The organism is Streptomyces sp. A2-16 (assembly GCF_018128905.1).
In the GTDB taxonomy this organism is placed as follows: domain Bacteria; phylum Actinomycetota; class Actinomycetes; order Streptomycetales; family Streptomycetaceae; genus Streptomyces.
This window is the reverse complement of record NZ_CP063808.1, coordinates 6,852,687-6,875,800: the sequence shown is the minus strand read 5'-3', so window position 1 is coordinate 6,875,800 and position 23,114 is coordinate 6,852,687. Positions and strand designations below refer to the sequence as shown.

24 protein-coding genes are annotated in these 23,114 nt (G+C 69.9%); 20 read left to right on the top strand and 4 right to left on the bottom strand.

Annotated features, from left to right (window positions below):
* Positions 1-92 precede the first annotated feature (92 nt).
* Positions 93-764 (bottom strand): response regulator transcription factor, encoded by a 672-nt coding sequence (locus IOD14_RS30895; RefSeq protein WP_093774523.1) that lies wholly within the window; start codon positions 762-764, stop codon positions 93-95.
* A 12-nt stretch (positions 765-776) separates the two neighbouring features.
* Positions 777-1,862: a RecB family exonuclease gene (locus IOD14_RS30890; RefSeq protein ID WP_249126107.1), complete on the bottom strand. Its 1,086-nt coding sequence runs from the start codon at positions 1,860-1,862 to the stop codon at positions 777-779.
* A 174-nt stretch (positions 1,863-2,036) separates the two neighbouring features.
* Between IOD14_RS30890 and IOD14_RS30885 the strand changes: the two genes are divergently transcribed.
* The 3 genes from IOD14_RS30885 (at position 2,037) to IOD14_RS30875 (ending at position 5,717) form a co-directional block, all read left to right on the top strand.
* On the top strand, positions 2,037-3,983 hold the full coding sequence (locus tag IOD14_RS30885; protein WP_212672097.1) for a site-2 protease family protein: 1,947 nt from the start codon (positions 2,037-2,039) through the stop codon (positions 3,981-3,983).
* A gap of 38 nt (positions 3,984-4,021) precedes the next feature.
* Positions 4,022-4,924 (top strand): tRNA (adenine-N1)-methyltransferase, encoded by a 903-nt coding sequence (locus IOD14_RS30880; RefSeq protein WP_123988088.1) that lies wholly within the window; start codon positions 4,022-4,024, stop codon positions 4,922-4,924.
* 214 nt (positions 4,925-5,138) lie between these two features.
* Positions 5,139-5,717, top strand: a complete 579-nt coding sequence (locus tag IOD14_RS30875; RefSeq protein WP_123988087.1) for a hypothetical protein — start codon at positions 5,139-5,141, stop codon at positions 5,715-5,717.
* A 57-nt stretch (positions 5,718-5,774) separates the two neighbouring features.
* Here the strand turns inward: IOD14_RS30875 and IOD14_RS30870 are convergent, their stop codons facing one another.
* Positions 5,775-6,080 carry a ferredoxin gene (locus IOD14_RS30870; protein ID WP_123988086.1) on the bottom strand — a complete coding sequence of 102 codons (306 nt, stop codon included), beginning with the start codon at positions 6,078-6,080 and terminating at the stop codon, positions 5,775-5,777.
* 244 nt (positions 6,081-6,324) lie between these two features.
* On the opposite strand from IOD14_RS30870, the gene arc reads away from it, so the two are divergent.
* From arc to prcA, 6 genes are all read left to right on the top strand, one after another.
* Complete coding sequence (gene arc, locus IOD14_RS30865; RefSeq protein WP_123988085.1) at positions 6,325-8,091, top strand: proteasome ATPase; 1,767 nt, start codon at positions 6,325-6,327, stop codon at positions 8,089-8,091.
* A gap of 245 nt (positions 8,092-8,336) precedes the next feature.
* Positions 8,337-9,848 carry a depupylase/deamidase Dop gene (gene dop, locus IOD14_RS30860; protein WP_174269074.1) on the top strand — a complete coding sequence of 504 codons (1,512 nt, stop codon included), beginning with the start codon at positions 8,337-8,339 and terminating at the stop codon, positions 9,846-9,848.
* 155 nt (positions 9,849-10,003) lie between these two features.
* The gene (locus tag IOD14_RS30855; protein WP_123988084.1) at positions 10,004-10,222 is read left to right on the top strand and encodes a ubiquitin-like protein Pup; all 219 of its coding nucleotides are present in this window, start codon (positions 10,004-10,006) and stop codon (positions 10,220-10,222) included.
* A gap of 49 nt (positions 10,223-10,271) precedes the next feature.
* Positions 10,272-10,877, top strand: coding sequence for an endonuclease VII domain-containing protein (locus IOD14_RS30850; RefSeq protein ID WP_212672096.1), 606 nt, complete (start codon positions 10,272-10,274; stop codon positions 10,875-10,877).
* Positions 10,829-11,674 carry a proteasome subunit beta gene (prcB, locus tag IOD14_RS30845; protein WP_123988082.1) on the top strand — a complete coding sequence of 282 codons (846 nt, stop codon included), beginning with the start codon at positions 10,829-10,831 and terminating at the stop codon, positions 11,672-11,674. The genes IOD14_RS30850 and prcB overlap by 49 nt, the downstream gene beginning before the upstream one ends.
* A gap of 60 nt (positions 11,675-11,734) precedes the next feature.
* Complete coding sequence (gene prcA / locus IOD14_RS30840; protein WP_123988081.1) at positions 11,735-12,490, top strand: proteasome subunit alpha; 756 nt, start codon at positions 11,735-11,737, stop codon at positions 12,488-12,490.
* A gap of 72 nt (positions 12,491-12,562) precedes the next feature.
* Here the strand turns inward: prcA and IOD14_RS30835 are convergent, their stop codons facing one another.
* Positions 12,563-13,579, bottom strand: coding sequence for a LacI family DNA-binding transcriptional regulator (locus tag IOD14_RS30835; protein ID WP_212672095.1), 1,017 nt, complete (start codon positions 13,577-13,579; stop codon positions 12,563-12,565).
* A gap of 88 nt (positions 13,580-13,667) precedes the next feature.
* On the opposite strand from IOD14_RS30835, the gene IOD14_RS30830 reads away from it, so the two are divergent.
* The 11 genes from IOD14_RS30830 to IOD14_RS30780 all read left to right on the top strand — a co-directional run bounded on the left by IOD14_RS30830 (position 13,668) and on the right by IOD14_RS30780 (position 23,110).
* Complete coding sequence (locus IOD14_RS30830; protein ID WP_123988079.1) at positions 13,668-14,927, top strand: MFS transporter; 1,260 nt, start codon at positions 13,668-13,670, stop codon at positions 14,925-14,927.
* A gap of 9 nt (positions 14,928-14,936) precedes the next feature.
* The gene (pafA, locus tag IOD14_RS30825; protein ID WP_020117715.1) at positions 14,937-16,298 is read left to right on the top strand and encodes a Pup--protein ligase; all 1,362 of its coding nucleotides are present in this window, start codon (positions 14,937-14,939) and stop codon (positions 16,296-16,298) included.
* Between the two features lie 127 nt (positions 16,299-16,425).
* The gene (locus tag IOD14_RS30820) at positions 16,426-17,430 is read left to right on the top strand and encodes an FKBP-type peptidyl-prolyl cis-trans isomerase (protein WP_123988078.1); all 1,005 of its coding nucleotides are present in this window, start codon (positions 16,426-16,428) and stop codon (positions 17,428-17,430) included.
* 88 nt (positions 17,431-17,518) lie between these two features.
* Positions 17,519-17,890: an FKBP-type peptidyl-prolyl cis-trans isomerase gene (locus tag IOD14_RS30815; RefSeq protein ID WP_020117713.1), complete on the top strand. Its 372-nt coding sequence runs from the start codon at positions 17,519-17,521 to the stop codon at positions 17,888-17,890.
* 188 nt (positions 17,891-18,078) lie between these two features.
* Entirely contained in the window at positions 18,079-19,032 is a 954-nt protein-coding gene (locus IOD14_RS30810; RefSeq protein WP_123988077.1) for a WYL domain-containing protein, read from the top strand.
* Positions 19,033-19,050: 18 nt separating this feature from the next.
* On the top strand, positions 19,051-20,115 hold the full coding sequence (locus tag IOD14_RS30805) for a WYL domain-containing protein (RefSeq protein ID WP_123988076.1): 1,065 nt from the start codon (positions 19,051-19,053) through the stop codon (positions 20,113-20,115).
* On the top strand, positions 20,112-20,402 hold the full coding sequence (locus IOD14_RS30800; RefSeq protein ID WP_123988075.1) for a hypothetical protein: 291 nt from the start codon (positions 20,112-20,114) through the stop codon (positions 20,400-20,402). The genes IOD14_RS30805 and IOD14_RS30800 overlap by 4 nt, the downstream gene beginning before the upstream one ends.
* Before the next feature lie 46 nt (positions 20,403-20,448).
* Entirely contained in the window at positions 20,449-20,643 is a 195-nt protein-coding gene (locus IOD14_RS30795) for a hypothetical protein (RefSeq protein WP_123988074.1), read from the top strand.
* A gap of 258 nt (positions 20,644-20,901) precedes the next feature.
* Positions 20,902-21,189: a Sec-independent protein translocase subunit TatA gene (gene tatA, locus IOD14_RS30790; protein ID WP_123988073.1), complete on the top strand. Its 288-nt coding sequence runs from the start codon at positions 20,902-20,904 to the stop codon at positions 21,187-21,189.
* A 48-nt stretch (positions 21,190-21,237) separates the two neighbouring features.
* Positions 21,238-22,188, top strand: a complete 951-nt coding sequence (gene tatC / locus IOD14_RS30785; protein ID WP_174269073.1) for a twin-arginine translocase subunit TatC — start codon at positions 21,238-21,240, stop codon at positions 22,186-22,188.
* 31 nt (positions 22,189-22,219) lie between these two features.
* Positions 22,220-23,110 carry a diacylglycerol kinase gene (locus tag IOD14_RS30780; RefSeq protein ID WP_123988071.1) on the top strand — a complete coding sequence of 297 codons (891 nt, stop codon included), beginning with the start codon at positions 22,220-22,222 and terminating at the stop codon, positions 23,108-23,110.
* The last annotated feature ends 4 nt before the right edge of the window (positions 23,111-23,114 follow it).

The following is a 23,114-nucleotide window of genomic DNA, read 5'->3' as shown; positions in this document are numbered from 1 at the left end:
GCCACCGCACACGAAGAGGGCGTCCCCTGTCAGGAAGGGGACGCCCTCTCCGCCTCGGCACTGCCGTCCGGCAGCACTGCCGGACCGCCGTTCTACTGTGCGCCTGGACGCACCAGACCGCTCTCGTACGCGTACACCGCGGCCTGCACCCGGTCCCGCAGACCCAGCTTGGTCAGCACATGGCCCACATGGGTCTTCACGGTGGTCTCGCTGACGAACAGATCCGCGGCGATCTCCGCGTTGGACAACCCCCGCGCCACCAGCTTCAGCACCTCGACCTCGCGGTCGGTGAGCGTGTGCAGCGTGTCCGGCACCGGCTCGTCACCGGACGGCAGATGCGTGGCGTACTTGTCGAGCAGGCGGCGGGTGATGCTCGGCGCGAGCATCGCCTCACCCGCGGCCACCACCCGGATCGCCTGTACGAGTTCATTGGCCGGCGCGTCCTTGAGCAGGAACCCGCTGGCTCCCGCCCGCAGCGCCTCCACCACGTACTCGTCGAGGTCGAAGGTGGTCAGCACCAGCACCTTGGCCGGGCCGTCCCGCCCGGGACCGGTGATCTGCCGGGTCGCCTCCACACCGTCCATCCGCGGCATACGGATGTCCATCAGGACCACGTCGGGCTGCAGCGCCCGCACCTGGTCGATGGCCTGAAGGCCGTCTCCGGCCTCGCCCACGACCGCGATGTCCTGCTCGGCCTCCAGAATCATCCGGAACCCGGTACGCAGCAGCGGCTGGTCGTCGACCAGTAGGACGCGGATGGCCATAAGTCTCCTTCGCTAGCCCGGCCCCATTCTGCCCTGCTCGCCGGTCGCCGACGTCACCGGCAGCGGGTAGGGCGGGGGAGTGCCGCCGAACTCCGGGCAGTGCTCCTGGTGATCGCACCAGCCGCACAGCTTCGTCGGGCGCGGTCGCCAGTCGCCCGACTCCGTGGCCTGCCGGATCGCCTCCCACAGCGCCAGCAGCTTGCGCTCGACCCGCTCCAGGTCGGCGAGGACGGGGTCGTACGTCAACACGTCACCGCTGCCCAGGTAGACGAGCTGGAGGCGGCGCGGGATCACGTTCTTCAGCCGCCACACCACCAGCGCGTAGAACTTCATCTGGAACAGCGCACCCTCGGCGTACTCGGGCCGGGGTGCCTTGCCGGTCTTGTAGTCGACGATCCGCACCTCGCCGGTCGGTGCCACGTCGACCCGGTCGATGATCCCGCGCAGCCGCAGCCCCGAGTCCAGCTCCGCCTCGACGAACAGCTCCCGCTCCGCGGGCTCCAGACGCGTCGGGTCCTCCAGCGTGAACCACCGCTCGACGAGCCGCTCCGCCTCGGCGAGCCATCCCGCCAGCCGCTCGCCGTCCGGATCGTCGGCGAACAGCTCCAGCACCTCCGGCCTGCTCTCCCGGAGCCGGTCCCACTGGCCGGGGATCAGCGACTTGGCGGCGGGCGCGGTCCGCTCACCGGCCGGGGCGTCGAAGAGCCGCTCCAGCACCGAGTGCACCAGCGTCCCCCGGGTCGCCGCCGCGCTCGGTTTCTCCGGCAGCCGGTCGATCACCCGGAACCGGTACAGCAAGGGGCACTGCATGAAGTCATTGGCACGGGACGGGGACAGTGAGGAAGGGGATGCAGGGGCGGCGGGCGCGGTGGGCGTTATGACGGCGGGCCCGGACTGCGTGCCGGTGTCCTCTTCCGCTCCTGCCGCGGGGGTCGCCGTCGGCTCGGCCGACGCGTCCCCACCGGGCTCACCGGCCGCGACCTGCGTCGGCGCGCTCCCGTGGCCGTCCGGCTCCCCGGCCCGTGCCGCGGCCGACTCCTCCGCCGCCTCCGGGGCCTCGACCGCGGTCTCGGCCCCGCCCTCCGTGCTCGTCTCCATGACCACAGACCATACGGCCCGCCACTGACAGTGACCCACTCGCGGCCGTGACCGCCGGGGCCCTGGGGAAACACGGGGGGTGCCGGGGCGGAACGCGCAGCGACCGCCGCATACCATCGACCCGAGACCCTTCCGCACGGCAGGCGCGGAAGACGCTTCGAACGAGGGGACATCGTGGACGAGAGCGGCGGGAGCGGGCAGCCGCGGTCCGGCACGGACCGGCCGGCCGAGCCCCACGCAGGGCCCAGGGCCCAGACCACCGACCCCACTTCCCCCGACCCGCACGACAACGGCAGCCGGCCCGCCGAGCCCCAGCCCGCGGACCCACGGCCGACCCCGGCCGACAACGCTGCCCAGGACACCACCGACCCAGCCGGCGCCGAGGCCCCGGGCCCCGCGACCGTTCCGGCGGACGCCGACCACTCGCCCACCGCCGGTGCCTCGAACCCCGACGGCGCACAGCGGCCGCCCGCGGCTGACGAGGCCGTCCCGGACGCCCCGGCGTCCCAGGGCGCCGAGGCCCCGGGCCCCGCCGACGCCGCGCAGCGGCCGCCCGCGGCTGACGAGGCCGTCCAGGACGCCCCGGCGTCCCAGGGCGCCGAGGCCCCGGGCCCCGCCGACGCCGCGCAGCGGCCGCCCGCGGCTGACAACGCCGTCCCGGACGCCCCGGCGTCCCACGCCGCCGGCACCACCGGGGACGACACCGTGGCCCAGGACGCCCCCGCGTCCCACCGCACCGGTACGCCCGAGCCCGGCGACGCCCAGGCCGCCCGCGGCGAGACCGACTCACAGGACCGTGCGCATCCCACCGCCCCCGGTGTACCGCACGCCGACGGCCCGGCCGACGGGGCCGCCCCCGGCGCCGATCTGCGCAAGCCCGAAGCGGCCCACGACCCCCACGGCACCGAGGACCACCGCACCCTCGCCCACTCCGGCACCCCCAGGAACCCCTCGCCGCCCCAGTCCCCCCAGCCGCGCGGTGGGCTCCTGATGGGCCGGCCCTTCGGCGTGCCCGTCTACGTCGCCCCCAGCTGGTTCCTCGTCGCCGCCCTCATCACCTGGGTCTTCGGCGGCCAACTGGAACGTGTGCTGCCGGAGCTCGGCGCCGCCCGCTACCTGGTCTCCCTCTTCTTCGCGGTCGCCTTCTACGCCTCCGTCCTCGTCCACGAACTGGCCCACACCGTCGCGGCACTGCGCTTCAAGCTCCCCGTCCGCCGCATCCAGCTCCAATTCTTCGGCGGCGTCTCCGAGATCGAGAAAGAGGCCGAGACCCCCGGCCGGGAGTTCGTGCTCGCCTTCGTCGGCCCACTGCTCTCCCTGGTCCTGGCCGGCCTCTTCTACCTCGCCATGCAGCCCGTCGAACCCGGCACCGTCCCCGGCGTCCTGCTCGCCGGCCTGATGGTCTCCAACCTCATCGTGGCCGCCTTCAACCTGCTGCCCGGCCTGCCCCTCGACGGCGGCCGCATGCTCCGCGCCGTCGTCTGGAAGATCACCGGCAAGCCCATGAGCGGCACCATCGCCGCCGCCTGGGTCGGCCGCGCCCTCGCCGTCTGCGTCCTCATCGGCCTCCCGCTGCTCACCCAGTCCGGCGCCCTCGGCTCCTCCGCCGAGGACAACGTCGGCATGGACACCGTGATGGACGCCCTGCTCGCCGCGATCCTCGCCGCGATCATCTGGACCGGCGCCGGCAACAGCCTGCGCATGGCCCGACTGCGCGAACACCTCCCCGAACTGCGCGCCCGCACCCTCACCCGCCGCGCGGTCCCGGTCGAGACCGACACCCCCCTGTCCGAGGCCCTGCGCCGCGCCAACGACGCCGGCGCCCGCGCCCTGGTCGTCGTCGACGCCGAGGGCGCCCCGCTCTCCCTCGTCCGCGAGGCCGCCATCGTCGGCGTACCGGAACACCGCCGCCCCTGGGTCGCCGTCAGCGGCCTCGCCCAGGACCTCACCGACGGCATGCGCGTCTCCGCCGAACTCGCGGGCGAGGACCTCCTGGACGCCCTGCGGGCCACTCCCGCCACCGAGTACCTCGTCGTCGAGGAGACCGGCGAGATCTACGGCGTCCTGTCCGCGGCCGACGTGGAGCGCGCCTTCGTGAAGGCCATGGCCAGACCGTCCTAGTGGTCGGCGGCCCCTCCGGGGACCGGTAGGCTGTTCACATGTCCGAACCGACCGGTGCCGCCCGCAGGCGCGGGCCCTTCAAGGTCGGGGACCAGGTTCAGCTGACCGACCCCAAGGGCCGCCACTACACGTTCACGCTCGAAGAGGGAAAGAACTTCCACACCCACAAGGGTTCCTTCCCGCACGACGAGCTGATCGGCGCACCCGAGGGCAGCGTTGTCCGCACCACCGGTAACGTCGCCTACCTCGCGCTGCGCCCCCTGCTCCCCGACTACGTCCTGTCCATGCCCCGCGGCGCCGCCGTGGTCTACCCCAAGGACGCGGGGCACATCCTCGCCTTCGCCGACATCTTCCCCGGCGCCCGTGTCGTCGAGGCCGGCGTCGGCTCCGGCTCGCTCAGCAGCTTCCTGCTGCGCGCCATCGGCGACCAGGGCATGCTGCACAGCTACGAGCGCCGCGAGGACTTCGCCGAGATCGCCCAGCAGAACGTGGAGCGCTACTTCGGCGGCCCGCACCCCGCCTGGCAGCTCACCGTCGGCGACCTCCAGGACAACCTGTCCGACACCGACGTCGACCGTGTCATCCTCGACATGCTCGCCCCGTGGGAGTGCCTGGAGGCCGTCTCCAAGGCGCTCGTGCCCGGCGGCATCCTGTGCTGCTACGTCGCCACCACCACCCAGCTCGCCCGGACCGTCGAGTCCATCCGCGAGATCGGTTCCTTCAACGAGCCGACCTCCTGGGAGACGATGATCCGCAACTGGCACGTGGAAGGCCTGGCCGTCCGCCCGGACCACCGCATGATCGGCCACACCGGCTTCCTGCTCACCGCCCGTCGCCTCGCCGACGGCGTCGAGCCCCCCATGCGCCGCCGCCGCCCCGCCAAGGGCGCCTACGGCGAGGACTACACCGGCCCCAACGCCGACGGGGGCTCCGGCCGCTAGGGCGGCCCCGTGCCGCAGTCAACGTACAGGCGTCGGGGTGGAGTTCCCGCAGACCGGGGGAACTCCACCCCGACGCCTTCGTGTTGGGGGAGCGGCGACCGGCACGAGGACAATCAGCGCGAGTACCCCACCCCGCCGTTCCCTCGACCTGTGACGTGTGGCACCATGCTGGCCACCCACCCCACCGGCACAGCCCCCACAGGAGACGCTCCTAGTGCAGCAATCCGCCGTCCCGGAACTGGCACACACGCACACCCGACCGATCCACTGGGTCGCCACCGCCACCGCCGTGGCGGGAGTCGTGGCCTTCTCCTCGGTCCTGCAGCCCAACCCCGCGACGGCGGCCCAGGCGGCCGGTCCGGAGGCCAGAACCGCCCCGGTGGTCGCGACGGCACCCGACCCCACGGGAGTCCGCTTCCCGATCGACTGCGGACCGGTCAAGGCGAAGGTGCAGAAGCGGGCCGAGGGGGACCTCGACGGCGACGGACGGCCGGAAACAGTCGTCGTGGTGCACTGCGACGCCCCCATGGGCACCCCGCCCGACGCCGTCTACGTCATCACACGCGCGAAGGGCACCGGTGAACCCCGGGTCGTCGCCACCCTGCTGAGCCCGAAGACCCGCAACACCGTCACCGACTTCACGGTGAGCGACGGCGCCGTCCTCGCGACCCTGCTCGGCTACTCCACGTCCGACGTACCCAGTTGCTGCCCGGACGTCACGGACAAGGCGAAATGGCAGTGGAAGGACGGCGCGTTCGTCCGCTCGACCCCCGCGGGCACGCACACCGTCTGACCGAAGCGATCACATCTGTGAGAAATCAGACAGTGGTCACGCAGGGTGCCTTTCCGGTCACTCTGCGTCCGGTCCGTAGATCTCGACCCTGTCCGAAACTCGACGTACATGAATGCACTCGCCCGGACACTCCTTCGCCGAGTCGACCACATCGGTGAGAAGCGGCAGCGGTACGGGCGTTGTGGCGCCCTTGTCCTGGAGGAGCTCGTCGTCCGAGCCCTTCACGTACGCCAGGCCGTCGATGTCCAGCTCGAACACCTCGGGCGCGTACTGGACGCAGATACCGTCACCCGTACACAGGTCCTGATCGATCCAGACCTCCAGGGTGTCGCCGTCGGGCCCGGCCTCCTGCTGCACTCTCATCTCTCCTGCCGTTTATGCGTCGAGCTGAACGGGAATCCGGCCAGCTCTGGCGGGTGTTGAACACTTCGACCCTACCTTCGGCAGCTTTCCAATCTTGTTCGGTGGGTATTCCCCTGGCGTGAGGGAGAGCGCAAGGGTGAAGATCGGACACACCTCGACAGTCTTTGTGATCTAGGGGTTTCAATCGACACCCACCCAGGTAGGGTCTGGAAGCGTCCAGCTCCCCTTGGAGGAGGTGAGGACCGTGGCAGCCCACGACGACGACATGAACCGCGGCATCCGCCCGGGACGAGGGTCCGACGACCCGTCCGGGCAGATTGCCTACCTTGAGCAGGAGATCGCCGTCCTGCGACGCAAGCTCGCCGACTCTCCGCGACACACGAGGATTCTCGAAGAGCGGATCGTCGAGCTGCAGACCAACCTGGCCGGCGTGTCCGCCCAGAACGAGCGACTCGCCAACACTCTCCGTGAGGCCCGCGACCAGATCGTGGCCCTCAAGGAGGAGGTCGACCGGCTCGCGCAGCCCCCGGCGGGCTTCGGCGTCTTTCTCGAAGCGAACGAGGACGGCACCGCCGACATCTTCACCGGCGGCCGCAAACTGCGGGTGAACGTCAGCCCCAGCGTCGAACTCGAAGAGCTCCGGCGCGGCCAGGAAGTGATGCTCAACGAAGCTCTCAACGTGGTCGAGGCCATGGAGTACGAGAGCGTCGGCGACATCGTCACCCTCAAGGAGATCCTCGAGGACGGCGAGCGCGCCCTGGTGCAGGGACACACCGACGAGGAACGGGTGGTGCGGCTCGCCGAGCCGCTGCTGGACGTCACCATCCGCCCCGGCGACGCCCTGCTCCTCGAACCGCGCTCCGGCTACGTCTACGAGGTCGTGCCCAAGAGCGAGGTCGAGGAACTCGTCCTCGAAGAGGTCCCCGACATCGGTTACGAGCAGATCGGCGGACTCGGCGGCCAGATCGAGGCCATCCGGGACGCCGTAGAGCTGCCGTACCTCTACCCGGACCTGTTCAAGGAGCACGAACTGCGCCCGCCCAAGGGCGTCCTGCTCTACGGGCCCCCCGGATGCGGCAAGACGCTCATCGCCAAGGCCGTCGCCAACTCGCTGGCCAAGAAGGTCGCCGAGGTCACCGGTCAGGCCACCGGCAAGAGCTTCTTCCTCAACATCAAGGGCCCCGAGCTCCTCAACAAGTACGTCGGCGAGACCGAGCGGCAGATCCGCCTCGTCTTCCAGCGTGCTCGTGAGAAGGCCAGCGAGGGCACACCCGTCATCGTCTTCTTCGACGAGATGGAGTCCCTCTTCCGCACCCGCGGCTCCGGTGTCAGCTCGGACGTGGAGAACACCATCGTCCCGCAGCTCCTCGCCGAGATCGACGGTGTCGAAGGCCTGCAGAACGTGGTCGTCATCGGTGCCTCCAACCGCGAGGACATGATCGACCCCGCCATCCTGCGCCCCGGCCGCCTCGACGTGAAGATCAAGATCGAGCGTCCCGACGCCGAGGCCGCCAAGGACATCTTCGGCAAGTACCTCACCGAGCGCCTCCCCCTGCACTCCGACGACCTCGGCGAGCACGGCGGCAGCAAGACCACCACCGTCCAGAGCATGATCCAGACGGCCGTGGAACACATGTACGCCGAATCCGAGGAAAACCGCTTCCTGGAAGTCACCTACGCCAATGGCGACAAGGAAGTCCTCTACTTCAAGGACTTCAACTCCGGCGCCATGATCGAGAACATCGTGGGCCGCGCCAAGAAGATGGCGATCAAGGACTTCCTCGACCACAACCAGAAGGGCCTTCGGGTCTCCCACCTCCTCCAGGCCTGCGTGGACGAGTTCAAGGAGAACGAGGACCTGCCCAACACCACCAACCCGGACGACTGGGCCCGTATCTCCGGAAAGAAGGGCGAACGGATCGTCTACATCCGTACCCTCATCACCGGAAAGCAGGGCGCCGACACCGGACGCTCCATCGACACGGTGGCGAACACCGGTCAGTACCTGTAAAGACAGGGCGGCTGCGGGTGCCCTCGCCGGGGTACCCGCAGCCGACTGTTTTTCAGGCAACTAACCGGAACAGAGGCGAGCAAGGCAATGACGCAAATGATCTCCCCACCAGCGCGGAGCCGTTCTAGGCTCTTCTGTACCGCCGAGTCGCGCAGTGCGGGGACGGGCACCGCACACGCACCGGAGCGCCAGCGGTACTTGAGCGCCGCCCCCGACCGAGGGCGCCGCCGGGCAAGGAGGGCCGCATGACCGTACGGCGAGTAATGGGCATCGAGACGGAGTACGGGATCTCCGTCCCCGGCCACCCCAACGCCAATGCCATGCTCACCTCATCCCAGATCGTCAACGCCTACGCGGCGGCGATGCACCGGGCCCGCCGGGCCCGATGGGACTTCGAGGAGGAGAATCCGCTGCGGGACGCGCGGGGCTTCGACCTCGCCCGCGAAGCCGCCGACTCCAGCCAGCTCACCGACGAGGACATCGGCCTCGCCAACGTCATCCTCACCAATGGCGCACGGCTCTACGTCGACCACGCACACCCCGAGTACAGCGCCCCCGAGGTCACCAACCCGCGCGACGCCGTCCTGTGGGACAAGGCCGGCGAGCGCATCATGGCCGAGGCCGCCGAACGCGCCGCGGCGCTCCCCGGCGCCCAGCCCATCCACCTCTACAAGAACAACACCGACAACAAGGGCGCCTCCTACGGCACGCACGAGAACTACCTGATGAAGCGGGAGACCCCCTTCTCGGACATCGTGCGCCACCTCACGCCCTTCTTCGTCTCCCGCCAGGTCTTCGCGGGAGCCGGCCGCGTCGGCATCGGCCAGGACGGCCACGAACACGGCTTCCAGCTGAGCCAGCGCGCCGACTACTTCGAGGTCGAGGTCGGCCTCGAGACCACCCTCAAGCGCCCGATCATCAACACCCGTGACGAGCCCCACGCCGACGCCGAGAAGTACCGCCGCCTCCACGTGATCATCGGCGACGCGAACCTCTCCGAGATCTCGACCTACCTGAAGCTCGGCACCACGGCGCTGGTGCTGTCGATGATCGAGGACGGCTTCATCGCCGTCGACCTGGCCGTCGACCAGCCCGTACGGACCTTGCACCAGGTCTCCCACGACCCGACGCTCCAGCGACTGGTCACGCTCCGCAGCGGCCGCACACTCACCGCCGTCCAGCTCCAGATGGAGTACTACGAGCTGGCCCGCAAGTACGTCGAGGAGCGGTTCGGCGCGGACGCCGACGACCAGACCAAGGACGTCCTGGCCCGCTGGGAGGACACCCTCAACCGTCTGGAGAACGACCCCATGAGCCTCGCCGGCGAGCTCGACTGGGTCGCCAAGCGGGAGCTCATGGAGGGCTACCGGCGCCGTGACGGCCTCGACTGGGACGCGGCCAAGCTGCACCTCCTGGACCTCCAGTACGCCGACGTACGGGCCGAGAAGGGCCTCTACAACCGTCTCGCGGCCCGCGGCCGCATCAAGCGCCTCCTCGACGAGCAGGACGTCGAGCGGGCCCGCACCAAGCCCCCGGAGGACACCCGCGCGTACTTCCGCGGCCGCTGCCTGGAGCAGTACGCCGACGACGTCGCCGCGGCCTCCTGGGACTCGGTGATCTTCGACCTCCCGGGCCGGGACTCGCTCCAGCGGGTCCCAACCCTCGAACCGCTTCGCGGAACGCGAAATCACGTCAAGGAGCTCCTGGACCGCTGTCGCACGGCAGAAGACCTGGTCAGGGTGTTGTCGGGCGGCTGAGCGGGCACTCGGGCCGGGCGCTCCGACAGGGTGGAAAACCCGGCCAGAGGGAATCATCGAGATGGCCCCCGTACGTTGTAGGAACTGCGGGGCCGATGTCAGACCCTGCTTGTAGGGTCTGATCAAGAACGTCGAACCGAGCGGGGTGAGGGGTTATGGCGACCAAGGACACCGGCGGCGGACAGCAGAAGGCCACGCGCAACACCGAGGAGGTCGAGGAGCAGAGCGCGGAAGCGCAAGGTTCCGAGGACCTCAAGGAGCGCCACGAGAAGCTGAGCGACGACGTGGACTCCGTCCTGGACGAGATCGACGACGTACTCGAGGAAAATGCCGAGGATTTCGTGCGCTCCTTCGTGCAAAAGGGTGGAGAGTAGAGGCTGTTAGGTCACTTGGCCTTCGAAGTGAAGGTTGCGGGGGAATCAAGTGGCTGAAGAGCTCGACGCCAAAGAATGCAGGAAGTGTGGGCGGGATCTAGCTCTTGCGGCCTTTGCGCGTGGCAAGAATCGGCGTGACGGCCTCCAGGTGCACTGCCGGGAGTGCGTGGCGGAGTACAGCGCCGCGCACTACCGGCGGCGCCGGGAGGCCATGGGTAAGCCGGTCCGGGAGCATGTTGACGTCCCGGAGGGGCACAAGCTCTGCCGCACGTGCGGAGAGATCAAGCCGTGGAGCGAATGGCATCGCAACGCGACGGCCTCGGACGGATTGTCGACGCGCTGCAAGGCGTGCCGCGCGGCTCAGGGTCGGCGAGACCATTTGAAGCGTCGGTACGGCCTCACCGAAGCCGAGCGTGACAAGTTGATCGCCTCTCAAGGGGGCGTCTGCTGCATATGTTTGGCGGTCGTGCCCGAGCATGTGGATCACTGCCACAAGACGGGTAGGGTCCGAGGCGTACTGTGCTTCAGCTGCAATGCCGCACTGGGGCAGTTCAAGGATCGGCCCGATGCCATAAGGCGGGCTGCTGCTTACCTGGAAGGAATCGCGTGGAAGCCAACACTCGTAGCACCGGGCGTCTACCAGCTGCCTTCCTGACGCCTGGGTCGTCGTCCTTCATGGACTTCCTGTCCGAGCACCAGCCGGAGATGCTGCCGGGGAACCGGCAACTGCCGCCCACGCAGGGTGTGATCGAGGCGCCGCACGGGACGACCATCGTCGCCGTCACGTTCCCCGGGGGCGTCGTGCTCGCCGGTGACCGGCGGGCGACCATGGGGAACGTCATCGCCCAGCGGGACATCGAGAAGGTGTTCCCGGCCGACGAGTACTCGGCCGTCGGGATCGCCGGCACCGCCGGTCTCGCCGTGGAGATGGTGAAGCTGTTCCAGCTGGAGCTGGAGCACTTCGAGAAGGTCGAGGGTGCGCAGCTGTCCCTGGAGGGCAAGGCGAACCGGCTGTCGACCATGATCCGTTCCAACCTCGGCATGGCGATGCAGGGGCTGGCCGTCGTACCGCTGTTCGCGGGGTACGACGTCGACCGGGACAAGGGTCGGATCTTCTCCTACGACGTCACCGGCGGCCGTTCCGAGGAGCACCACTTCGCCGCCACGGGTTCCGGCTCGATCTTCGCGCGCGGGGCCATGAAGAAGCTCTTCCGCAACGACCTCACCGAGGAAGAGGCCACCACCCTCGTGGTGCAGGCCCTGTACGACGCGGCCGACGACGACTCGGCGACCGGTGGTCCCGATGTCGCCCGCCGGATCTACCCGATCGTCACCGTGATCACCGAGGACGGCTTCCGTCGGCTCACCGACGAGGAGTCCTCCGAGGTCGCCCGTTCGATTCTCGAGCGGCGGCTGGAGCAGCCCGACGGCCCGCGGGCCGCGCTGCTGTAGGCGTCCCTCGTCTTGTCCAAGGTGATCGCAGTGACTTCCACAGAAAGGGACGGATAACCGGTGTCGACGCCGTTCTACGTTTCTCCCCAGCAGGCGATGGCCGACCGGGCGGAGTACGCCCGCAAGGGCATCGCCCGTGGTCGCAGCCTGGTCGTGCTGCAGTATGCCGACGGCATCGTGTTCGTCGGCGAGAATCCGTCCCGCGCGCTGCACAAGTTCAGCGAGATCTACGACCGGATCGGCTTCGCGGCCGCCGGCAAGTACAACGAGTACGAGAACCTGCGTATCGGCGGCGTGCGCTACGCCGACCTGCGTGGTTACACCTACGACCGTGACGACGTGACCGCCCGCGGTCTGGCCAACGTCTACGCCCAGACGCTGGGCACGATCTTCTCCTCGGCCGGTGAGAAGCCGTACGAGGTGGAGCTGGTCGTGGCCGAGGTCGGTGAGACGCCGGACGGCGACCAGATCTACCGGCTGCCGCACGACGGTTCCATCGTGGACGAGCACGGCTCGGTCGCGGTGGGCGGCAACGCCGAGACGATCAGCAGCTATCTGGACCAGCGTCACCAGGACGGGATGAGCCTGGCGGAGGCGCTGAAGCTGGCCGTGCAGGCGTTGTCCCGTGACACGAACGGCAGCGAGCGGGAGATCCCCGCGGAGCGGCTGGAGGTCGCGGTGCTGGACCGTACCCGTCCGCAGAAGCGCAAGTTCAAGCGCATCGTGGGGCGTCAGCTGGGTCGCTTGCTGGAGGCCGGCGGTGCGACCACCGAGGCGGAGAGCGCTGATGAGGCGGAGGGTTCCGAGGACGAGTAGTCCCGGGGTGTCCCGCCCCGACCGTCACCCTTTCTGTGCCCCGGCCGATCACCAGGCCGGGGCACAGGGCGTTCAGGGGGTCCTGGGCGGGGCCGTGGAGCCTCGTACGACCAGCTCGACCGGAATGTCCCCTGCCTGCGGTGCACGGCCCTCCAGGACGGCCAGGAGGGCTTGCATGCCGCGTTCGCCGAACAGTTCGGCGTCCAGTCGTACGGTCGTCAGCTCGGGGTCGAGGGCGGTGGCGAGGGCGAGGTCGTCCAGGCCGGTGACGGAGATGTCGTCGGGCACGCGCAGGCCGAGCCGTCGTACGGCCTTGTAGGCGCCGGCGGCGAGTTTGTCGTCGTCGCAGACCAGGGCGGTGGGTCGGGGGCCCGGCGTGGCGAGGGCGGCCGCGGCGGCGGTCAGGGCGCCGTCGATCGAGATGGGCGCGTGGACGGTGCGGAGGGTGGTGCCGGGCACGGTGTCGAGCCGTGCGGCCAGTTCACGCGCGCGTACCTCGAAGGTCCAGGACGGGATGTCGGCCGCGAGGTGCAGGAAACGGCGGTGGCCGAGGCCCAGGAGGTGGGCGGCGACCTGGCGGACGCCGTCGGCGATGTCGAGGTTGACGGTGGCGGCGCCGAGGCTGCCGGAGGGGTCGCTGTCGAGCATGACGAGGGGGAGCTGGTCGCCGCGGATGGCGGTGAGGGCGTCGGCGGCCATGGAGGAGGCGATGACGCCGTCCAGGGCGGCCTGGGCGGAGGCGAAGGGATCGCGGGCGGGGCCGATGCCTTCGGGGGAGGGGTAGAGGACGACGCCGAAGCCGTGGTCGGCGGCCACGCGCGCGGCGCCGGTGTAGACGCCGGCGAAGAACTCTGTCGTCAGCGCCGGGACGACGAGCAGGACCGTGCGGGTGTGGCCGAGGCGGAGGTTGCGGGCGGCCAGGTTGGGCCGGTAGCCGAGGTCGCGGGCGGCCTCCCGGACCCGTTCGGCGGTGGCCTCGGAGACCCGGCCGCGCCATTTGTCGCCCAGGACGAGGGAGACGGCCGCCTGGGAGACCCCGGCCGCCTGCGCGACGTCCCGGCTGGTCGGGCGCGTGCTGCTGCGTGCCACGGTGGGTCCGCTCCTTCGTCTGGACGTCCGAACAGCGCACATGGTACGTATGGGAGTCGGGGTTATACGTATGACTTGGAGGCGGGACATGGCCGCGGGATACCTGGAGATCCTCAGGGCGAGGCATGCGGCACGCCTGCTGACGGGGACGCTGGTGGGCCGGCTGCCCAATGCCACCGCGGCGATCGCGATCGTGCTGTTCGTCCGGGCGGAGGGGGGCACGTACAGCCTCGCCGGCGGGCTCGCGGCCGCCTACGGGGTCGCCAACGCGGTGGGACAGCCGCTGCTCGGACGGCTCGTGGACCTGCACGGCCAGCCGCGGGTGCAGCTTCCCTCCGCCGTGCTGTCGGCCCTCGCGATGGCTCTCTTCGCCTTCACCGGAACCGACCCGCTCCCGCTCGCCTACGCGGCCGTCGCGGCCGCGGGGCTCTTCACCCCGCCGCTGGAGGGCGGTCTGCGTGCGCTGTGGCCGAGCGTGCTGCGGCACGAGGGCCAGGTGCACACGGCGTACGCCATGGACGCGGTGGCACAGGAAGTCATGTTCGCCGTGGGACCGCTGCTGGTGACGCTGTGCGTGTCGCTGTGGTCGGCTCAGGCGGCGCTGCTGGTGCTGAACGTCGTCGGGGTCCTCGGGGCGCTCTCGGTCGTCCTGTCGCCGCCCTCGCGCGCGTGGCGCTCCGCCCCGCGTGAGGCGCACTGGCTCGGCGCGCTGCGCTCGCCCGGACTGCTGGCGATGCTGGGCGCGTTCCTGTTCGTGGGCATCGCGCTGGGGTCCATCACGGTCGCCTCCGTGCCGTACGCCGACGAGCACGGCGGGGACGCGGTGTACGGCTGGCTGATGGCCGGGATCGGCCTGGGCGCCCTCGTGGGCGGCCTGGCGTACGGCGCCCGGCAGTGGGCCGGTGAGCCCGCGCGGCGACTCCAGGTCCTGGTGGGCTTCCTGGCGGTGTGTTACCTGCCGCTGACGCTGATGCCGGGCGCGGTCGCCATGACGCTGCTGACGGTGCTCGCCGGGGTGTTCCTGGCGCCCGTCATCGCGTGCGCCTTCGTCCTGGTCGACCGGCACGCCCCGGCCGGGACGGTCACCGAGGCATTCTCCTGGCTCGTGACGACGTTCACCGTGGGAGCGTCGGTCGGAACGGGCCTCGCGGGCCCGGTGGTCGAGCGGGGCGGGGCCCTGTGGGGCTATGCCGTGCCGGGTGTCGCGGGGGGTGTGTCGCTGCTCGTTCTGCTGGTCACGGGAGGCGTCCTCACAGCTCCCGCGGGGCGCGCGGTGGTTGCGTCTTCATCGGAAAATGATCCAAACCGTGCGGCCGAACCCCGTTTCAGCTCGGGGGATCGGGCGTAATGTTCAGTCATGGACCGCCGCATTTTCGGGCTGGAGAACGAGTACGGCGTCACGTGTACGTTCAGGGGACAGCGCCGCCTGTCTCCCGACGAGGTGGCGCGGTACCTCTTCCGCCGTGTCGTGTCATGGGGCCGCAGCAGCAATGTCTTTCTTCGAAACGGCGCCCGCCTCTATCTCGACGTCGGGTCACATCCGGAATACGCGACACCCGAATGTGACAACGTGACCGAACTGGTCACGCACGACAAAGCAGGCGAGCGCATTCTCGAAGGACTCCTGGTGGACGCCGAACGACGCCTGCACGAGGAAGGAATCGCGGGCGACGTCTACCTCTTCAAGAACAACACGGACTCGGCCGGAAACTCCTACGGCTGCCACGAGAACTATCTCGTCGCACGCCACGGGGAGTTCTCCCGGCTCGCGGACATCCTCATTCCCTTCCTTGTCACCCGTCAGCTGCTGTGCGGCGCGGGCAAGGTTCTGCAGACCCCGCGGGGCGCCGTGTACTGCGTCAGCCAGCGGGCCGAGCACATCTGGGAGGGCGTCTCCTCGGCGACGACCCGTTCCCGGCCGATCATCAACACCCGCGACGAACCGCACGCCGACGCCGAGCGCTACCGCCGCCTGCACGTGATCGTGGGCGACTCGAACATGTCCGAGACGACCATGCTGCTCAAGGTCGGCGCGACCGACCTGGTGCTGCGCATGATCGAGGCGGGCACCGTGATGCGCGACCTGACCCTGGAGAACCCGATCCGGGCGATCCGCGAGGTCAGCCACGACATCACCGGCCGGCGCAAGGTGCGTCTGGCCAGCGGCCGGGAGGCCTCCGCGCTGGAGGTGCAGCGCGAGTACTACGAGAAGGCCGTGGACTTCGTCGAGCGGCGCGGGATCCGCACCGGCACCGTCGACCAGGTCCTGGAGCTGTGGGGCCGCACGCTGGACGCGATCGAGGCGGAGGACCTCGACCGGATCGGCACCGAGATCGACTGGGTCATGAAGTACAAGCTCATCGAGCGGTACCGCGCCAAGCACAACATGACCATGTCCCACCCGAGGGTCGCGCAGATAGACCTCGCGTATCACGACATCCACCGCCGTCGTGGGCTCTACTACCTTCTGGAGAGGAAGGGCCAAGCCGCCCGTATCTGCAACGACTTGAAGATCTTCGAGGGCAAGTCCGTTCCGCCGCAGACCACTCGGGCCCGGCTGCGCGGCGACTTCATCCGCAGGGCCCAGGAACAGCGCCGGGACTTCACGGTCGACTGGGTCCACCTCAAGCTCAACGACCAGGCCCAGCGCACGGTGTTGTGCAAGGACCCGTTCCGATCGGTGGACGACCGGGTCGAGAAACTGATCGCCGGAATGTGAGCCAAGCGTTCCGAATCACCGTCGGAACGCAACACGGGCGCCGTACGTTTCCCGTACGGCGCCCTTCGCACGCCGTAGAGTTGCGCGCACGCCATCAACAAGATCGACCGATTACGAGGCCCCCACCGTGCGCCGACGCTCCCTTCTCATCGCCGTTCCCGCAGGACTGGCCACACTCGCCGCTTGCGGTGACGACAAGTCCGACTCGAGCAAGGCGAGCGACAGCGCGTCGCCCTCGGCGTCGGCGTCCGGCTCCCAGGCGCCACCGCCGAAGATCGTCGACGGTCCGCTGCCGGCGATCACGGCGGGCACCAAGTTCGGTGAGAAGCCCACGGTCGCCAAGGGCACCGGCGACCCGTCGAAGGACCTCGCGGTCAAGACGGTCATCGCGGGCGGCGGCACCACCATCGCCGAGGGCGACTACGTCCAGGCCCACTACCTCGGCCAGATCTGGAACACGGCCAAGGTCTTCGACAACTCCTACGACCGCAAGACGGCGCTGGTCATCCAGCTCGCGCAGAACAGCATCATCGACGGCTGGCGGTACGCCCTGACGGGCAAGAAGGCCGGCAGCCGCGTCCAGTTCTCCGTCCCGCCCACCTGGGGCTACGGCAAGGAGGGCAACGCGCAGGCGGGCATCAAGGGCACTGACACCCTGGTGTTCGTCGTCGACGTGCAGAACACGTTCAACGCCAAGAGCTCCGCCAAGGGCAAGAACGTCCCGCAGAGCGACGCCGCGCTGCCCAAGGTCGGCACCAACACCGACGGCAAGGCCCCCTCCATCGAGATCCCCAAGGCGGACGCGCCGACCAAGCTGGTGGCGGAGTACGTCATCGAGGGCGACGGCGACAAGGTCGCGGCCGACAGCACCCTGCTCGTGCAGTACAAGGGCGTGGTGTGGGATTCCGGCAAGGAGTTCGACTCGACGTACGGCAGGAAGCAGCTGGCGTCGTTCTCGCTCCAGCAGGTCGTCAAGGGCTGGGCGCAGGGCCTGACCGGCAAGAAGGTCGGCAGCCGGGTGCTCATCTCCATTCCGCCGAAGCTGGGATACGGCGACAACCCGCCGGCCGGCAGCGGGATCGAGAAGGACTCCACGCTGGTCTTCACCGTGGACATCCTCGCCAAGATGTGACGCACGGGGGACACGCGCGCAGGTCCCGGCCGCAGGGATGCAAGACTGGTCCCTGTTGCCTTTCCGTGAACAAGCAGGAGCGAGTGACGTGAGCATCGACAAGCCCGAGATCGACTTCCCGGGCGGCGAGCCCCCGGCGGACCTGGAGATCAAGGACATCTGGGAGGGCGACGGCGAGGTTGCGCAGGCCGGCCAGACCGTCACCGTCCACTACGTGGGTGTGGCCTTCAGCACCGGCGAGGAGTTCGACGCCAGCTGGAACCGCGGTCAGCCGTTCCGCTTCCCGCTGGGCGGCGGCCGGGTCATCAAGGGCTGGGACCAGGGCGTGCAGGGCATGAAGGTCGGCGGCCGTCGCCAGCTGACCATTCCGGCCCACCTCGCCTACGGCAACCAGAGCCCGACGCCGGCGATCAAGCCCGGTGAGACGCTGATCTTCGTGGTCGACCTCCTCGGCGTCTGATCGTCGTACCGGAGTCGCCTGAGGGGTCACAAAAGATCGAGTCGTGGTCGGATCGTCGTACGGCATCCGACCGGAGCTGATCGACCAGGGTCCATGCCTGTCCGGGCATGGGCCCTCGGCTTTTGCCTGGCTCCTCCGGGGCGGTACGGTCATCGTCCGTAAGCACCATAGGGAGGCGAAGGGCGTCGATGGCCATTGCCAAGGCCGAGCGGCTGATGAATCTGGCGCTGTGTCTGCTCGGGACGCGACGGCCGCTGAGCAAGCGCGAGCTCAGGGAGTCCATCGAGGCCTACCTGGAAGCCAATTCCGACGACTCCTTCAACCGGATGTTCGAGCGCGACAAGGACGATCTGCGCGAACTCGGGCTCGTGATCGAGACCGTTGAGAATCTCGACGGTGAAGTCGGCTATCTCGCCCGCCGCGACAGCAACCGGTTGCCCCCCATCACGCTCGACGCCGAGGAGGCCGCCGCCCTGGGCCTGGCCGCCAAGGTGTGGCAGCAGGCCCGGCTCGCGGGCGCGGCCAGCGGCGCGCTGCAGAAGCTGCGCGCGGCCGGGCTGCCCGAGGACGTCGACCCGTACGAGTCGCACGGCGCCCTCGAGCCGCGCATCCCGGTGCACGAGGCCTCCTTCGAGCCGCTGATGCTCGCCTGCCGTGACCGCCGTCCGGTTCTGTTCGACTACCGCAAGGCCACCGCCGCCCGCCCCGAGCCCCGCCATGTCGAGCCGTGGGCGCTGGAGTGCTGGCGCGGACACTGGTACCTGGCCGGATTCGACCGGGACCGCGGTGCCGAGCGGGTGTTCCGGCTCTCCCGGATCACCGGCAAGGTGCGCTCGCGCGGCACCCGGTTCACGGCCCCGGTTCCCGACGTCGTCACCGTCCGCGAGACCGTGGCGAGCTGGGCAGGGGAGACCGCCGACCGCAGCGCCCTGATCCGGCTGCGCACGGACGCCGGGTACCCCTTGCGGGCGAAGGCCACCGCCGTGCGGGAACTCGGCGACGGCTGGGACGAGTTGGAGATTCCGTACGGCCACGGCCTGGACGCCTGGCTGGTGGAGTTCGGTCCCGACGTGGTGGTCCTGGAGCCCGCCGAGTTGCGGGCCGACGTGGTGGACCGGCTGCGTGCCGTGGCCAAGGGCTGAGGGGGAGCGGAAGAGATCATGGCAGGCAAACCGGTCAGGCCGGCGAACGCCATCGACCAGACCCGGCGGATGCTCTCCCTGGTGACCTATCTGAAGGAGCGCCCCGGCGCCCGGGTCGAGGACGTGGCCCGCGCCTTCGGGATCACCGAGGACGAGCTGGTCTCCGACCTGGACGTGCTGCCCATGTGCGGCACCAGCTTCCGCGGCGGCGACCTCCTCGACATCGACACCGACGGCGAGCGGATCTGGTGGCACAACCCCGCTGCCCTCGGCGAGGAGACGGCCGAGCCGCTCAGGCTCGCCGCGGACGAGGCGACCGCGCTGCTGGTGGCCGCCCGCGCGGTGTCCACGCTGCCGGGCCTCAGGGAGAGCGACCGGCAGGCACTGCTGCGGGCCACCGCCAAGGTGGAGACCGCCGCCGGTGAGACCGCAGGGGCCAGCGCGCGGCTGTCGGTCACCTTCGAGTCCGAGGGCGGTGTCTTCGCGGACGTCGACCGGGCCATCTCCGAGCGCCGGCGGCTGTGGATCCGCTACTACTCGCCCGCCCGGGACGAGCTCACCGAACGCGAGATCGACCCGATCCGTCTGGTCAGCGTCGGTCACACCTATGTGGAGGCCTGGTGCCGCCGCTCCGAGGCGCGGCGCACCTTCCGGCTCGACCGCGTCGCCGAGATCAAGATCCTCGACGAGCCGTCCGCGCCGCCCGAGGTCGAGCTCAGGGACCTGTCCGAGGGGCTCGTGCAGCCCGCGGCCGAGGACCCCGAGGTGGTCGTCGAGGTCGGCCCCGGCGGCCGCTGGGTCGCCGAGTACTACCCGCACGACAGTGCGGATGAGCTTTCCGACGGCGGACTGCGTATTACCCTCCGCACTCCCGACCCGGCATCGCTCAGGCGGTTGGCGCTCCGGCTCGGCCGTGACGGCCGTATCGTCTCGCCGCGCGACCTCGCCGACAGCGCCCGCGAGGCGGCCCGCGAGGCCCTGGCGGCCTACGACGGGGTCGATGCCCAGGGCGCGCGCGGGGCGGATGCGGGGGGCGACGGGCAGGACGACGGTCAGTACGACAGGCAGGAGCAGGGGCTTTGAGCGAGTCGGCGACGTCTGGGCCGGGCATCACGGTGGCTGCCGCCTTCGCGGGGATGAGAAGCGTGGCCCCGGTGACGTTCAAGGCGGGCTGCCCGGACTGCCGGGAGCGGTTCGAGCTGGCCGCGAGCGCCTTTCGCCTCGCCATCGGCGCGAGCAGCCGCACCACCTTCTACTCGTTCACCTGCCCCGAGTGCGGCGCGGCCGTCCGCAAGCCCGCGGGGGAGCGGATCGTGGAGCTGCTGACCGGCGGCGGGGTCCGGACGCTGCGACTCCACTCCACCGTCTAGCCCCTCCGGACCCTTCACTCCCTCTGGACCCTCTAGGCTCGGTGTCATGTTCTGGCCGATGTTCGCGGTAGCTGTGGGTTTCGTTGGTCTTGCCGTGCTGGGCGTGCTCGCCGTCCGGGTCTTCGTGGAGGCGCAGCGCCTCGGCCGTCAGGTCACGGACTCCGCGCGGCGCATCAACCGGGCCGCGGAGGATCTGGAGCGCGCGGCGGTGAGCACCGCTCGTTCCGTCGACTCACTGTGAGTACTGCTGAGAGTTGGGTGTGAGTCGAGGGCAGGATGCGTTTTGGGCCACTTCGCCCTGTCACCGTGGCAGGGTCGGCAGGTACGCTGCTGGTCGCGGTCCGGATAACGAGGCTCGGCCGCGAACCGGGAGTACGCACAGGGATTGCCAGGCGTTCACCCCTGAGCGTTACGATCGCTGTCAGCACGACTGATCGGACACATGTCCGACCGGTCGGACAGCACCCCACAAGCCGCCTCGGTGAGAAGGTAAAGACTTATGTTCGGAAGGCTCGGCGCCCCCGAGATCATTCTCATCCTCGTCGTCATCATCCTGCTGTTCGGCGCGAAGAAGCTTCCCGACATGGCGCGCTCGCTCGGCAAGTCCGCTCGCATCCTCAAGAGCGAGGCCAAGGCGATGAAGGACGAGGGCAGCAGCACGGCCACCCCGGCCGGTCCGCCCAACACCGACGAGCAGACCCCGGCTCAGCGCACCATCCAGGCCAGCCCCGGCGACGTGACGAGCTCGCGCCCGGTCACCGAGCCGACGGACACGACCAAGCGCTGACGCGGGGCCGGTGACCTCCGGCCCGCCCGCACGAGATGGGAACGTGGGTTGCTGAAGTCTGCCCGCAAAGAGGAGCGGGATCCCGAGGGGCGGATGCCTCTCGCGGATCACCTTCGTGAGCTCCGCAACCGGCTCGCGAAGGCGATGCTGGCCATCGTCGCCATCACGGTGGTCGCCGCCTTCTTCTACAACGACATCATCAACTTGATCACCAAGCCGATCCTCGACTCGGTCGGCTGTGACAAGTCCTTCGCGGAACTGGCCAAGTCGACGCACTCGACCAAGCCGTGCGCCGAGATCACGATCAACGGCCTTCTCGCGCCCTTCACGCTGGCACTGAAGGTGTCGCTGATGGCCGGCGTCGTCGCGGCCTCCCCGGTCTGGCTCTACCAGCTGTGGGCCTTCGTCGCCCCCGGCCTGCACCGGCACGAGAAGAAGTACGCGTACGCGTTCGTCGGCACCGGCGCCCCGCTCTTCCTCATCGGCGCCTACTTCGCCTACACGGTCCTGCCGACCACGGCGCAGGTACTGATCGGCTTCACCCCGGGCGGCACCTCCAACCTGCTGCCCCTGGACGACCTGCTCGACCTCGTCCTGCGCATGGTGCTGGTCTTCGGCCTCTCCTTCGAGCTGCCCCTGCTGCTGGTCTTCCTCAACCTCACCGGGTTGATCACCGGCAAGCGGATGCTCGGCTGGTGGCGCGGCATGATCATGGCCATCACCGTGTTCGCGGCCGTCGCCACACCGAGCACCGACCCGCTCACGATGCTGGCGCTCGCCGCGCCGATCTGGGTGCTGTACTTCGCGGCGACCGCCTTCTCCCTGCTCAACGACCGGCGCAGGCGCCGTCGCGATGCCGAGGGACCCGACGACGACGAGGCCTCCGACCTGGATCTCACCCCCGAGGACATCGGCGAGGTCGAGACCGTCTCCGCGAGCCGGGCACTGCCCGAGCAGTCGGCCACGGACCGGGTCAACGGTTATGACGACGTGACCTGACGAGCGGGAAGCGGCTCGTAAGGTCACTTCCGTGACCAGCGAGATCACCCTCTTCGTCAACCCCACCGCGGGCCGCGGCCGGGGCGCCCACGCGGCGCAGCCGGCCGCTTCCGCGTTGCGGGCGGCAGGCTTCGCGGTGCGGACCGTACTCGGCGCGGACGCCTCCGACGCCCTCGCACGCGCGCGTGCCGCCGTCGCGGACGGCACCGGCGCTCTGATCGCGGTCGGCGGCGACGGCATGGCGAACCTCGCCCTCCAGGCCGTGGCCGGTACCGGTACCCCGTTCGGCCTGGTCGCCGCGGGCACCGGCAACGACTTGGCCCGCGCCCTGGGACTGCCGGTGCGCGACCCCGCCGCCGCGGGCCGGCTGATCGCCGCTGCCCTCAAGGAGGGCCGCGTTCACGACACCGACCTCGGACAGACCGGTGACCGCTGGTTCGGCACCGTCCTCGCCTCCGGCTTCGACTCCCGCGTCAACGACCGCGGCAACCGCATGCGATGGCCCACCGGCCGCCTCAAGTACGACCTCGCGATGCTCGCCGAACTGGCCGCCTTCCGGCCCCTCCCGTACCGGATCACGCTCGACGACGGCGAGGTCCGCGAGGTCGAGGCGACCCTGGTGGCCGTCGGCAACGGGTCCTCGTACGGCGGCGGCATGCGGATCTGCCCGGGCGCGGACCTCACCGACGGGCTGTTCGACCTCACAGTGGTCGGCGACTGCAGCCGTACGACCCTGCTGCGGGTGTTCCCGAGCGTGTACCGGGGCACCCACGTCGACCACCCCAAGGTCACCGTGGTGCGGGCGGCGAAGGTCGAGATCAGCGCGGCCGGCGTCACGGGATACGCGGACGGCGAGCCGCTCGGGCCCCTGCCGCTGACGGCCCGCTGTGTCCGCGGGGCGGTGTCCGTGGTGGGCCCGTGAACTG

Coding starts and splice junctions, on each gene's coding strand:
- IOD14_RS30895 (WP_093774523.1), bottom strand. CDS start 764: ATGGCCATCCGCGTCCTACTGGTCGACGACCAGCCGCTGCTGCGTACC.
- IOD14_RS30890 (WP_249126107.1), bottom strand. CDS start 1,862: ATGGAGACGAGCACGGAGGGCGGGGCCGAGACCGCGGTCGAGGCCCCG.
- IOD14_RS30880 (WP_123988088.1), top strand. CDS start 4,022: ATGTCCGAACCGACCGGTGCCGCCCGCAGGCGCGGGCCCTTCAAGGTC.
- IOD14_RS30870 (WP_123988086.1), bottom strand. CDS start 6,080: ATGAGAGTGCAGCAGGAGGCCGGGCCCGACGGCGACACCCTGGAGGTC.
- dop (WP_174269074.1), top strand. CDS start 8,337: ATGACCGTACGGCGAGTAATGGGCATCGAGACGGAGTACGGGATCTCC.
- IOD14_RS30855 (WP_123988084.1), top strand. CDS start 10,004: ATGGCGACCAAGGACACCGGCGGCGGACAGCAGAAGGCCACGCGCAAC.
- IOD14_RS30830 (WP_123988079.1), top strand. CDS start 13,668: ATGGCCGCGGGATACCTGGAGATCCTCAGGGCGAGGCATGCGGCACGC.
- pafA (WP_020117715.1), top strand. CDS start 14,937: ATGGACCGCCGCATTTTCGGGCTGGAGAACGAGTACGGCGTCACGTGT.
- IOD14_RS30810 (WP_123988077.1), top strand. CDS start 18,079: ATGGCCATTGCCAAGGCCGAGCGGCTGATGAATCTGGCGCTGTGTCTG.
- IOD14_RS30805 (WP_123988076.1), top strand. CDS start 19,051: ATGGCAGGCAAACCGGTCAGGCCGGCGAACGCCATCGACCAGACCCGG.
- IOD14_RS30795 (WP_123988074.1), top strand. CDS start 20,449: ATGTTCTGGCCGATGTTCGCGGTAGCTGTGGGTTTCGTTGGTCTTGCC.
- tatA (WP_123988073.1), top strand. CDS start 20,902: ATGTTCGGAAGGCTCGGCGCCCCCGAGATCATTCTCATCCTCGTCGTC.